The 12,403-nt window shown below is 44.1% G+C and carries 11 protein-coding genes; 4 read left to right on the top strand and 7 right to left on the bottom strand.

Annotated elements, in window-relative coordinates; translation table 11 throughout:
- Positions 1 to 20 precede the first annotated feature (20 nt).
- The 6 genes from motX to zapE form a co-directional block, all read right to left on the bottom strand.
- Positions 21 to 677, bottom strand: a complete 657-nt coding sequence (gene motX, locus MZ182_RS03385; RefSeq protein ID WP_011918691.1) for a flagellar protein MotX — start codon at positions 675 to 677, stop codon at positions 21 to 23.
- Positions 678 to 787: 110 nt separating this feature from the next.
- Entirely contained in the window at positions 788 to 2,083 is a 1,296-nt protein-coding gene (locus MZ182_RS03380) for an adenylosuccinate synthase (protein WP_011790682.1), read from the bottom strand.
- A gap of 66 nt (positions 2,084 to 2,149) precedes the next feature.
- Entirely contained in the window at positions 2,150 to 2,338 is a 189-nt protein-coding gene (locus MZ182_RS03375; RefSeq protein ID WP_014609861.1) for a DUF2065 domain-containing protein, read from the bottom strand.
- A 105-nt stretch (positions 2,339 to 2,443) separates the two neighbouring features.
- Positions 2,444 to 2,836 carry a 30S ribosomal protein S9 gene (gene rpsI / locus MZ182_RS03370; RefSeq protein ID WP_006083052.1) on the bottom strand — a complete coding sequence of 131 codons (393 nt, stop codon included), beginning with the start codon at positions 2,834 to 2,836 and terminating at the stop codon, positions 2,444 to 2,446.
- A gap of 14 nt (positions 2,837 to 2,850) precedes the next feature.
- On the bottom strand, positions 2,851 to 3,279 hold the full coding sequence (gene rplM, locus MZ182_RS03365) for a 50S ribosomal protein L13 (protein ID WP_007650458.1): 429 nt from the start codon (positions 3,277 to 3,279) through the stop codon (positions 2,851 to 2,853).
- Between the two features lie 288 nt (positions 3,280 to 3,567).
- The gene (gene zapE, locus MZ182_RS03360; RefSeq protein WP_011790684.1) at positions 3,568 to 4,680 is read right to left on the bottom strand and encodes a cell division protein ZapE; all 1,113 of its coding nucleotides are present in this window, start codon (positions 4,678 to 4,680) and stop codon (positions 3,568 to 3,570) included.
- 418 nt (positions 4,681 to 5,098) lie between these two features.
- On the opposite strand from zapE, the gene degQ reads away from it, so the two are divergent.
- The 4 genes from degQ (at position 5,099) to MZ182_RS03340 (ending at position 10,330) form a co-directional block, all read left to right on the top strand.
- Positions 5,099 to 6,454, top strand: coding sequence for a Do family serine endopeptidase DegQ (gene degQ / locus MZ182_RS03355; protein WP_014609859.1), 1,356 nt, complete (start codon positions 5,099 to 5,101; stop codon positions 6,452 to 6,454).
- A gap of 127 nt (positions 6,455 to 6,581) precedes the next feature.
- Positions 6,582 to 7,664: an outer membrane-stress sensor serine endopeptidase DegS gene (gene degS / locus MZ182_RS03350; RefSeq protein ID WP_061783268.1), complete on the top strand. Its 1,083-nt coding sequence runs from the start codon at positions 6,582 to 6,584 to the stop codon at positions 7,662 to 7,664.
- A gap of 455 nt (positions 7,665 to 8,119) precedes the next feature.
- Positions 8,120 to 8,857, top strand: coding sequence for a hypothetical protein (locus MZ182_RS03345; protein ID WP_248066230.1), 738 nt, complete (start codon positions 8,120 to 8,122; stop codon positions 8,855 to 8,857).
- A gap of 150 nt (positions 8,858 to 9,007) precedes the next feature.
- Positions 9,008 to 10,330 carry a hypothetical protein gene (locus MZ182_RS03340; protein WP_248066227.1) on the top strand — a complete coding sequence of 441 codons (1,323 nt, stop codon included), beginning with the start codon at positions 9,008 to 9,010 and terminating at the stop codon, positions 10,328 to 10,330.
- A gap of 811 nt (positions 10,331 to 11,141) precedes the next feature.
- Here MZ182_RS03340 and murA read toward each other — a convergent pair.
- Positions 11,142 to 12,401 (bottom strand): UDP-N-acetylglucosamine 1-carboxyvinyltransferase, encoded by a 1,260-nt coding sequence (gene murA / locus MZ182_RS03335; RefSeq protein WP_011790698.1) that lies wholly within the window; start codon positions 12,399 to 12,401, stop codon positions 11,142 to 11,144.
- Positions 12,402 to 12,403 lie beyond the last annotated feature (2 nt).

Here is a 12,403-nt window from a genome sequence, read left to right as displayed (position 1 = left end):
TCTCTGCTTTCAGAGACATCTTAACGGGTTCGCAACTGCTCTTGCTGGGCCCGCGCCACTGCACTGGGGGGCATTTTAGCTGCTAACACCTGCAGTAAAGATAAGGCTTTTTTCTTCGTCGCCTCATCTACAAATACATCGTTATATAACCAGTGATAGGCCATTTCGTAATCCCTTGGACTACCGTAACCTTCACCGTATAAACGCACTAACATCATACGAGCGGGTAAATCGCCGCTTGCGGCTGCAGGTAACAAATAGTTAACTGCTCGATCTTTATTGCGAATGACAAATTTACCACTTTGATAATACTCGGCAAGTTTCACCATTGCTTCAGGGCTACCTTGTTCAACCGAATCACGTAGCAAGCGCATTCCCTTAGTAGGATTTGCTTTTACACAAGTCCCATGGTTCAGCATTTCTCCCCAAAGAAATTGATATAAAGGTTGCTTCAGAACTTCAGCCCTGGCCTCAATATCTTGGACCAATTGGCAATCATCACGCTTTACTTTCGCTAAATACTGATTGCTACGTATCAATTCAAGCAATTGATCTTGGCTGTAAATATCGACTGCCAGTGTTTGCGCAAAGCACATTGAAGAGACTAAAGGCAGTAGCGCAACTAATACAGTACGAAGCATAACGACTCTCAATGACAATAGGGTGAATACTTGCATCGGCAGTATAACCTATTTCTTGAGCTTAAGCTGAATATCTAACCGCAGGGAAGCACAGAGAAAGGATAGCGCGAAGAGAAAAAGGCCGTGAAACACGGCCTTAACCGATCTTAATTGAATGGATTAACCAAAATCATCGTCTCGTTACGATCAGGACCCGTTGAGATAATGTCGATTGGTGTTTCTAATAACGCTTCAAGACGCTTGATATAATTGATCGCCGCCTGTGGCAGTTGATCAATCGACGTCGCACCAAAAGTCGACTCGCTCCAACCCGGCATTGTTTCATAAACAGGCGTAACCTGCTCATAACCTTCTGCGGCAAGTGGTGTCACTTTCGCGATAGTACCATCGGGGTGTTGATAACCCACACAGATCTTCACTTCTTTGAGACCATCAAGTACGTCCAACTTAGTCAGGCAGAAACCACTGACGCTGTTGATTTGAACTGCGCGGCGCATGGCTACTGCATCCAACCAACCTGGACGACGCTTACGACCCGTGGTCGCACCAAACTCATGACCTTTAGTGCCTAAATGATCACCGACTTCACATAATAGTTCAGTTGGGAATGGACCTGCACCTACGCGAGTGGTGTAAGCCTTCATGATACCTAAGACATAGTCTAAGTGACGCGGACCAAAACCGCTGCCTGTCGCAACACCACCAGCAGTGGTATTTGAAGAGGTTACAAATGGGTATGTTCCGTGGTCGATGTCGAGTAATGTACCTTGAGCGCCCTCGAACAGAATTGGCTCACCGGCTTTACGCGCAGTATCCAATAGTTCAGTCACATCAACACACATGCTCTTCAGATAATCGGCCATAGCCAAAGCATCTGCTAGCGTTTGCTCGTAATCAACCGCTTCGACTTGATAGTACTCTGTCAGCATAAAGTTATGGTATTTCATAACTTCTTTCAGCTTTTCAGCAAACAGTTCAGCATTGAACAGGTCGCCTACTCGCAGACCGCGACGAGAGATCTTGTCTTCATACGCAGGTCCAATACCACGGCCAGTTGTACCAATAGCTTTATTACCGCGCGCTTTTTCACGGGCAATATCAAGGGCACAATGGAAAGGTAGGATCAACGGACACGCTTCAGAAATCAGCAGGCGCTCCTCAACAGGAACTCCACGATCTTTGAGCATATTGATCTCTTTCATCAGGGCGTCTGGTGCAAGCACCACACCGTTGCCAATAATGCATTTCACATTATCACGCAGAATACCCGATGGGATCAGATGAAGAACGGTTTTTTCACCGTCGATAACCAAGGTATGACCAGCATTGTGGCCGCCTTGATAGCGAACTACATATTTTGCCTGTTCTGTTAGAAGGTCGACAATTTTACCTTTTCCTTCGTCACCCCATTGAGTGCCGAGAACAACTACGTTTTTGCCCATTGTTTGCTGCAAGGTTGTGGTTAAAAAAGGATTCTAGCAGATTTGTGGGGCCAAGTTGCAAGCCATTTATGAAAAAATAATCAAGATTACCACGCCGGCAGTAACCAAAGCACCGCCCATTCTGCGTAAAACTTGCTGATTTTGATTGGAAAGCTCACTTAAATAACGACGCCATTTATTGGGAAATAATAGTGGGCCTACGCCTTCTAAAATCAACACCAATGCTATCGCAAGCATAAATAATTGAAATGTCATTTCCATCCTCAAACTTAACCTAACGCTTTATTTTGATAAGCATAATAAATCTTAGGTAATAAAAAACCCAGCATAGGCTGGGTTTTTTGATATTCCAAAAACGAATTAACGCTTAGAGAATTGTGGCTTACGACGTGCTTTACGTAGACCCACTTTCTTACGCTCAACTTTACGAGCGTCACGGGTAACGAAACCAGCAGAACGTAACGATGGACGCAGCGCTTCATCTAATTGCATCAGAGCACGGGTAATACCGTGACGGATTGCGCCTGCTTGGCCAGTGATACCACCGCCTTTAACAGTTACATAGATGTCCAGCTTGTCAGTCATTTCAACTAACTCTAAAGGTTGACGAACAACCATACGAGCAGTTTCACGACCAAAATACTGATCCAAAGGACGTTGATTTACAACGATGTTGCCACTACCAGCTTTAGCGAATACGCGAGCTGTAGAGGTTTTGCGACGGCCAGTGCCGTAGTACTGAGTTGCAGCCATTTGCTTAATCCCGTTTAGATATCAAGAACTTGAGGTTGTTGTGCAGCGTGGTTATGTTCTGCGCCAGCGTAAACTTTCAGTTTACGGAACATGGCACGGCCCAGAGGACCTTTTGGTAACATACCCTTAACTGCCTTCTCGATGATCATTTCTGGCTTATGCGCTTGCAGCTTTTCAAAGCTGATTTGCTTAATGCCACCAGGGAAGCCTGAATGCGAGTAGTACGTTTTGCCTTTCGCTTTGTTACCAGTAACAGTGACTTTTTCAGCATTGATAACGATGATGTAATCACCAGTATCAACGTGAGGAGTGTATTCTGGCTTATGCTTGCCGCGTAAACGGGTAGCAATTTCAGTAGCGATACGACCTAAAGTTTTGCCGTCTGCATCAACGACGAACCAGTCACGAGTTACAGTTTCTGGTGTAGCAGTAAAAGTCTTCATTATTACAAAAACCCAAAGTTAATTTCTGTCTCACATGCCGCTTGCATTTGCAAACAACACAAAATTGCCTTTCAGTACCCCTTCGAGCACTTAATTCGGCTTACAACTTCCGCCCAATTGGCGGAGTAACGTGGGCAGGTGGCGGAGTATAGACAAAGCTGAGTTAAAAATCACCTGATATTTTGACAAAAAACATAAAATTTCGATCAAGCGGCTAGTCATCTCAAGGAGGAATGAGCCGCTCTCGATGGTGTAAAAAAATAACGCGAGTGCGATTGTCTACAAGGACTAGGGAAGATGTTCCGATTTCAAATAATCGTGGGATTGCATCTCAATAAGACGCGAGCGACAACGCCTAAATTCAAAGTTAAGCAAACCATCGGCATAGATATCTTCAAGCGGGACTTGGGCTGACACAATAAGCTTTACATTACGCTCGTAAAACTCATCCACCATCGCTAAAAAACGCCTTGCGATATCGTCACCTGTTAAAAATGCCCCCATTTGTTCTATGCCGCTGACCAGCACGGTATGATAAATCCGAGCCAATTCCATATAATCACGTTGACTACGGGGTCCATCACAAAGAGCCCTGAAATCAATTAATAACACACTCTGTGCTTGTTGACGAATCGGTATCACACGCCCTTCAATTTCAATGGCTTCAGTGGATACCACTGCCTCAGGCGCTAATTGAGAAAAGTAATGCAGTAAATTTTTATCTGCCTGTGCATCTAGCGGGTAATGATAAATTTCCGCTTGCTCTAAGGTGCGTAAACGATAGTCAATCCCAGAATCCACATTAAGCACTTCGCAATGTTGATTGATCAAAGCTATTGCCGGCAAGAAACGCGCACGCTGTAAACCATTTTTGTAGAGATCGTCGGGAATAATATTTGAGGTCGCAACTAATACCACTCCTTCTTTAAATAAAGCTTGGAATAACGTACCGAGTAACATAGCGTCAGTAATATCGGAAACAAAAAACTCGTCAAAACAAATCACTCGATATTTAGCGGCCATCTGTTTGGCAATCACAATCAATGGATCGCGAACGCCCTTTAGCTTGTCCAACTCTAAATGCAACTGGTGCATAAAACGATGGAAGTGAGCGCGCAGTTTTTTATCACCAGGCAATGCATCAAAAAACGTGTCCATCAAATAGGTTTTACCACGACCAACACCGCCCCAAAGATAGAGTCCTTTTATACCTTCAGGAGCGGATTTTAACCCTAAAGCCGTAAACAATTTACCGACGATAGAATGAGGTATTTCGGCTGTGGTTAAGTCCTCATATACACGTTGTAATGCTTTAACCGCCACTTCTTGGGCTGGATCATGGGAAAAACCGTCACGGGTAAGATCTTTTTGATAATGCTGCCAAGGGCTTAACTGGGGCACAGTTTAATTCTCTTCTATCCTTTAATAACACTGTGACGATATTAGCACGGCAAATGTGACACAGGATATATTTAAACTGAGCGTAATATCGTCTTTAATACACGACAGATTGAAGCATCATGTAAACAATCAAAATAGTGTTAGCGGGTAACCCGTTAAGTTGATAGATTTGATTCATCCTCCCCCTTGAAAAGTACATCTTTCGACCATAGTGTTGGCCTTAGTAACAAATCGGAAAAGCTCATAAAACCAGCTTAAAGAAATTAACCTTTGTTAATATTAATGAACTTTTTCAAATAGGTGCGTGTCCGAATGGTTACCTAGGCAAATAGCCAGTACCGATACAGATTCGATCTGGGGCGTATATTACAGCGCATTATAGCCAGATCTTTGAACCCTTATTTGGAGTTATGAATAGATGAAAACAAAACTATCTGTACTTTCAGCTGCAATGTTAGCCGCAACCCTGACTATGATGCCTGCTATCTCACAGGCCGCAATTCCACAAACTGTTGATGGACAGTCGATGCCAAGTCTTGCGCCCATGCTTGAGCGCGCAACGCCAGCCGTCGTCTCTGTGGCTGTCACTGGTACCCACGTTTCTAAACAAAGAGTACCTGATGTATTTCGTTACTTCTTTGGCCCTAATGTGCCACAGGAACAAATTCAAGAACGTCCTTTTAGAGGATTAGGTTCCGGCGTCATTATTGATGCTGATAAAGGTTATATTGTTACCAATAACCATGTGATTAATGGCGCAGATGATATCCAAGTTGGTTTACACGATGGTCGAGAGGTCAAAGCGAAACTCATTGGTGCCGATGCCGAATCGGATATAGCCTTATTGCAAATTGAGGCTAAAAATCTTGTCGCTATCAAGTCATCAGACTCCGATGATTTACGCGTAGGTGACTTTGCCGTTGCCATTGGTAACCCTTTCGGTTTAGGTCAGACTGTGACATCAGGTATCGTCAGCGCCTTAGGTCGTAGTGGCCTAGGAATTGAAATGCTTGAAAACTTTATTCAAACCGATGCGGCAATTAATAGCGGTAACTCAGGTGGTGCCCTTGTTAACCTTAATGGCGAATTGATTGGTATCAATACTGCTATTGTGGCTCCGGGAGGCGGTAACGTCGGTATTGGTTTTGCAATTCCTGCCAATATGGTGAAAAACTTAGTCGCACAGATTGTCGAACATGGTGAAGTACGTCGTGGTGTGCTTGGTATTTCAGGCCGCGATCTCGATAGTCAACTTGCTCAAGGTTTTGGTTTAGATACTCAGCACGGTGGCTTTGTCAATGAAGTGACCGCGGGTAGCGCTGCAGAAAAGGCAGGTATTAAAGCGGGCGATATTATTGTCAGTGTTGATGGCCGGGGCATTAAGTCTTTCCAAGAGCTACGTGCTAAGGTGGCGACTATGGGAGCGGGTGCAAAAGTCGAGTTAGGGATCATCCGCGATGGTGATAAAAAAACCGTTAAAGTCACCTTAGGTGAAGCAAGCCAAACGAGTGATTCGGCCGCAGGCGCGGTGCACCCTATGTTACAAGGTGCCGCCTTAGAAAATGCTGCCAAGGGCGGAGTGACGATTACTGATGTTGCTCAAGGTTCCCCCGCCGCGATGAGTGGCTTACAGAAAGGCGATATCATAGTGGGAATTAACCGCACTGCAATTAAAGATCTTAAGGCACTCAAAGCCCATCTTAAGGATCAAGAAGGCGCCGTAGCGCTAAAAATATTGCGCGATAAGAGCATGTTATATTTAGTACTGCGTTAACGGACTAATCATCGCTGAAAAATCAGCTATTTTTCAGACTTAGATCAGAATAGGGAGCCTGCGCTCCCTATTCTTTGCCTAGCTAAACATGTTAATCTAACTCACCTTTTTCAATATTTATCCTGCCATGACTATAAAAGACACCCTGTTGTATCTCGGTAAAGCCATCCTTTTCGGTCTTATCATGGCGGCAATGTTTTTATTGGTGACTCGTTATTTCGATAGTAACAATCTCGGGAATACTCTACTGCAAACCCGCGCCAATAATACCGTTGAACTTTCCTTTGCCAAAGCCGTTCGCCGGGCAGCCCCCGCCGTTGTCAATATCTATAGTCTCAGTATCGATCAACGTCGCCCTCTCAATTCTGGCTCACTCCAAGGTCTTGGTTCTGGGGTAATAATGAGTAAGGAAGGTTATATCCTTACCAATTATCATGTGATTAAAAAAGCCGACGAAATTGTGGTCGCACTACAGGATGGACGTAAATTTACCTCTGAAGTCGTGGGCTTTGATCCTGAAACCGATTTATCGGTTCTTAAAATTGAGGGGGATAATTTACCGATTGTCCCGGTTAATCTTGATAGCCCACCTCAAGTAGGTGATGTCGTACTTGCCATTGGTAATCCCTATAATTTAGGTCAAACCATTACCCAAGGTATCATCAGTGCCACTGGGCGCAACGGGTTAAGTTCAGGTTACTTAGACTTCCTGCAAACCGATGCAGCGATTAATGCGGGTAACTCCGGTGGCGCATTAATTGATACTAATGGCAGTCTTATTGGTATCAACACTGCAGCCTTCCAAATTGGTGAAGAAGGGGGGGGGCACGGCATTAACTTCGCTATTCCGATTAAATTGGCCCACAGCATTATGGGCAAGTTAATTAAAAATGGCCGCGTTATCCGTGGAGCATTAGGCATTTCTGGCGAACCAATTAACCCTGTTGTGGCGCAAATTCTTAATCTTCCCGATCTACGTGGCGTATTAGTGACAGGTATCGATCCTAATGGTCCAGCAGCACGAGCACAGCTAATGCCAAGGGATGTGATCATTAAATACGAGGGTGAAGATGTCCCCGGCGTCGAGATGCTGATGGATCGCATAGCAGAAACGACCCCTGGCAAAAAAGTGATGATGACAGTGATACGCCAAGGAAAACCTCAAGAGTTACCCGTCATTATTGATGAAAAGGTTGTGGTTGATAATTAAGCCCTGTTGCATCATCCTATTTAGTTAAACTCAGAATAAGGCAGGACCAGCGCCTTATTCTAAGTGTTCACCTTCAGTTGCTTATTCCAACATCCCTAAAATGACGGAGCTAAATATAGCACTGCCATTTCTAACTTACTTTTGCCCCAAAGCAAGACAGTTGAGCTACGTGCATTCCGCATTAATTGACATTGGCTTCCCCAGTGACACGCCGTGAATATGTCCATATAGGCTCGACGGCGACATCCATGTCGCCAACGGTCACTGGTGCAACAATGCCAATCTTAACTAACCCCCTCGCTGCTCGTTTAGCTAAAAAGCTATTGCCCCATTCGGTGTTACGATCGTTGAGGCTCTGTCCAGTTTAACCAATTCGGTTGACCAAATATTAGTAATGATACAAAGTGCCTACAACATCGGAGGCGATGCAAGTTGTTTTTAAAAGGAAGTGTTAAATGCAGTGGATATCTGCTTATAGTCGTTTGTTCAGTATGTTGGATAAAACAGGTTCACCCGCTTACCATAGTGGCTCAGACTTCATAAAGGTAGTTCAGCAGTTTGACCGTGGCTTGCCGGGTTATTCGCTCTACATTGAAGAAAGAAACAGGCTAAAACAAAGTACAACTCGACGTGATTTTTACTGGGATATTCTCCAAAATCTAGATGAGTCAACACGGTTCGAAGTGTTTCGTGCCTTTATAGATATTGTCGAGCCTCATTTTCCTACTGAAGCTCAAGACCTTCGAGCATATATGTTTGGTAACGGTAACCCTGTTCCTAAGGTTACCATTCCGAACCATCAATGGAGTTCTGATAAGCTCAACTCGACACTGTCTAAAATTGACAATGCAATAGATACAGCAAACTATAACAACGCAATGACCTTGGCATATACGTGTCTGGAGGGCTTGTATAAATCTTATGTTCAGAAGCATGTTCCTGCTAGCAGTAATGTCACTGATTTAATGCCATTGTCCAAATTGGTTCGAACTGACATTGATTCAAAGCTCTCAGCCGTAGGTAGCTATCCAGCTCAAATGCTGACAAGTATTTCTACACTTACCAGCGCAATTGCAAACTCTAGAAATAGCTTCAGTGACTCACACTTTGATCATGATGCAAATAAATGGCTAGCTATTTATAGTCGAGACTTAGTTAACTCTATTGGACGTTTGTTGTTACATTTTCTATGAGCCAAACAACTAACAAATAAGGTTCAAGAAGGATTCTCAACACGTAGCATTTTCATTATTCGTTGATTTTAGTGATTAAGGTGGTGTGCGGAAGCAACGTATTGCGTTGCTCCCCCCCGTTAGCAGGGCGTTAAATACCCAAGGAAGCTCGTGGATATTCTAAATAATCGAGAAATTGCAATTGCGTTATGGCTTCTGGCAATTTCGATTTACATTTTTTCTTCCTCGAAAATGGCAGAGGTCAGAAATGGCTTCAAAGGTGTCCTAGCAGCTTTATTTGTTAGAAAAATAATGACTGTCCTTTGTTTGATGGTTGCTTACATGGCGATTGTCATTTACTGGCTTTCTGAGTTGGAACTATGGAATTTTGAACAGCTAAAAAATACTATTTTTTGGTGCGTTTCTGTTGGTTTCATGTCGCTATTTAAGCTTGAAAAAATCAAAAAAGATAAGCATTTTTTCAAGCACTCAGTTTTAGGTAACTTGAAACTACTAGCGATTCTTCAATTTGTCGTTGGTGTATATACTTTCTCTCTTTGGGTCGAGGTTCTGCTAGTTCCGGTTTTAGTATTATTGGGAGCTATGCTGACTATTGCTGAAACCGACAAAAAACATCATCAGGTAAAGGTTTTTCTAGAGTATTGCCTATCTTCTTTCGGGGTAGTCTTAATCGTTCACACTTTGTACATGTTAATAACCGATTTTGGTGAGTTTGGGAAAGAAAAAACTGCATACGACTTCTTTGTTCCACCATTACTGACTCTCTGTTACTTACCATTTGTTTTCTTTATGTTGGTTTATTCCACATATGAGCAGGTCTTTGTTCGTCTAAGGTTTTCAATAAAGAGCCGGTTCCATAGATATGCGGCTAAACTCTATGCATTTATATTGTTTAATTTTCGGCTCAGTCTGCTTGAGCGGTGGTCATTTCAAGTTGCCAAAGCAAACATAGAATCACACTCGGATCTGATTGATACCTTTAAATATATATTTAAAGTGAGACATTCTGAGAAAAATCCAAAGGAAGTACCAAAAGAGCAAGGTTGGAGCCCCTACAAAGCCAAAGAATTTCTCGTAAACGAAGGGCTGAGCACTGGATTCTATAATAGATCTTTCGAAGAAAAATGGTTTGCATCATCTCCAATGAAAGAATTTAGCGATGGTATTATCCCTGATAATATCGCTTATTATGTTGAAGGTTCTGAAGACGTTGCAAAAATACTGAAGCTTAAAGTGAACGTGAATGATTCTTCCAGAACCCATCAGGTATGTGAAAAGTTAGAAGCTATGGCAGAAGTATTGAGTATATCTAGTTTAAGCCTACCTTTATCCAATGAGATGAAAAGTGCTATTTCAGGTTGTAAGTCATATTCTGAGAAAATTGAGGGTAAAACAATCGCCTTGGTTGTAGAGCATTGGCCAAATCACAAGTTTAATGGGTTTGACCTCAAACTCCTGATAGCAAGCATTTAACAAAGCACTGCTGTCGGACAAATTTTCGCAGAAAGCGGCGTTATCCCCATAGAAATTTTAATCCGATACTCACAAATTAGAGTTGGCAATCTAACTCGCTTCTGTCCAAAAACGTACTACCTATGTCTTTAAAACCGACAGATTACGCTAATGCCAAAAAGGTGTGCCAAGGTGATTTGCGAGACGACCGTCCGCCCCATGGACGGGGCGGTCGAGCATCCACGGATGGACTAGCTGCGTGTCGGTGAGCGAATGCCATGGCACACTTATAAGTCGGTGCCTGCATACAGTAAGTTCCCAACAGCTTAAGTTATAAATCGCTCAGTCGTGCTATATTTTTGCACTTTTTCCAACGCACTTTTGTCCAAAAATATGTTGCGTATATCTTTTAAATCTACAAGTTACACTAGTGCCAAAAAAGTGAGCCATGGTGATTAGCGAGACGACCGTCCGCCCCATCACCGCTTTTTGGCATCCATGCCATCGCGGCATTTGTGAATCCTTTCACATCAGACGGGGCGGTCGAGCATCCAGGGGGGGACTTGAACAACGTCCCTGTTTAACTGCCAGTTCGCCGTCCATGGCTCTCGTTCATAAGCTTAGAAACCCTAGGTTTCTATTCACCGTGTCGTCGAACAATACCATGGTTCACGCTTCAATATGGACCGGCATTTAATAACCGTCATTAGTGATATTAGCCCTTCTAAATTTAACGTTCTTCTGTCCCTTTCCCTTTTAGCTGAACTAAATTGAGCGCAATAAAAAACCAGCATTACGCTGGTTTTTTATTGGAGCCAATTCGACGCTGAAGTTATTGCACGCGCTCTACATGCGCGCCCAATCCTTGGAATTTCTGCTCGATATGCTCGTAACCGCGATCTAAATGATAGATACGATCGACGATAGTCTTACCATCAGCGACTAAACCGGCAATCACTAGACTGGCTGACGCACGTAAATCGGTTGCCATCACCTGTGCACCGCTTAAAGACTCAATCCCTTGGATAATACAGGTATTGCCTTCAAGCTCCATGGTAGCGCCCATACGGATAAGTTCTGGCACGTGCATAAAGCGGTTTTCGAAGATGGTCTCGGTAATGGTTGCCGTGCCCTGCGCGAGCGCATTGAGTACACAAAACTGCGCCTGCATATCGGTGGGAAAACCAGGATAAGGCGCCGTCTTGATATTCACCGCCTTTGGACGCTTGCCTTCCATATCCAGCTCAATCCAATCTTCACCTGTGGTGATCTTAGCGCCCGCATCTTCAAGTTTTGCGATAACCGACTCTAATGAAGCGGGATCGGCTTTTAGGCAGCGAATACGGCCACGAGTGACAGCTGCAGCAACCAGGAATGAACCGGTTTCGATACGATCTGGCATCACGCGATACTCACAGCCCTGTAAACGCTCAACCCCTTGAATACGCAGTGTCGCACTGCCTACACCAGTGATTTTTGCGCCCATGGCAATCAAGCAATTCGCCAAGTCGATCACTTCAGGTTCGCGGGCTGCGTTTTCAATCACAGTTTCGCCATCGGCTAACGCCGCCGCCATCAGTAAATTTTCCGTCGCACCAACGCTGACCATGTCCATAAAAATATGCGCGCCTTTAAGACGACCATCGACACGGGCTTTAATATAGCCTTCTTTCACTTCAATCTTGGCGCCCATCATTTCGAGGCCATGCAAGTGTAAGTTCACTGGACGCGCGCCAATGGCACAGCCGCCCGGCAATGAAACGTCAGCGGTACCATAGCGTGCCAATAACGGTCCTAAGATCAAGATAGAGGCACGCATGGTTTTCACTAGATCGTAGGGAGCGCAAAACTCATTCAGATTAGTGGTCGAAATGCGGATCTGTCCGTCACCAAGTTCAGTCACTTCAGCACCAAGGCAGCGTAATAATTTGCAGCTCGTACTTACATCGCGAAGATTCGGCACATTAGAAACCACAAAATCGGTCTCTGCCAATACTCCCGCCATTAGGATAGGTAGCGCCGCATTTTTAGCACCAGAAATGATCACATCACCGGCAAGCGGGGGGCTTGCCTGAATTGTTAGTTTATCCACTT

The sequence above is a fragment of the Shewanella sp. JNE2 genome (assembly GCF_023159115.1).
Classification (GTDB): Bacteria; Pseudomonadota; Gammaproteobacteria; order Enterobacterales; family Shewanellaceae; genus Shewanella; species Shewanella putrefaciens.
The sequence above is the reverse complement of the archived record's forward strand: the minus strand, read 5'-3'. Positions and strand labels throughout refer to the sequence as shown.

Bases quoted from the DNA above. Each gene is read 5' to 3' on its own strand.
- motX (WP_011918691.1), bottom strand. From the start codon at position 677: ATGCAAGTATTCACCCTATTGTCATTGAGAGTCGTTATGCTTCGTACT.
- MZ182_RS03380 (WP_011790682.1), bottom strand. From the start codon at position 2,083: ATGGGCAAAAACGTAGTTGTTCTCGGCACTCAATGGGGTGACGAAGGA.
- MZ182_RS03375 (WP_014609861.1), bottom strand. From the start codon at position 2,338: ATGACATTTCAATTATTTATGCTTGCGATAGCATTGGTGTTGATTTTA.
- rpsI (WP_006083052.1), bottom strand. From the start codon at position 2,836: ATGGCTGCAACTCAGTACTACGGCACTGGCCGTCGCAAAACCTCTACA.
- rplM (WP_007650458.1), bottom strand. From the start codon at position 3,279: ATGAAGACTTTTACTGCTACACCAGAAACTGTAACTCGTGACTGGTTC.
- degQ (WP_014609859.1), top strand. From the start codon at position 5,099: ATGAAAACAAAACTATCTGTACTTTCAGCTGCAATGTTAGCCGCAACC.
- degS (WP_061783268.1), top strand. From the start codon at position 6,582: ATGACTATAAAAGACACCCTGTTGTATCTCGGTAAAGCCATCCTTTTC.
- MZ182_RS03345 (WP_248066230.1), top strand. From the start codon at position 8,120: ATGCAGTGGATATCTGCTTATAGTCGTTTGTTCAGTATGTTGGATAAA.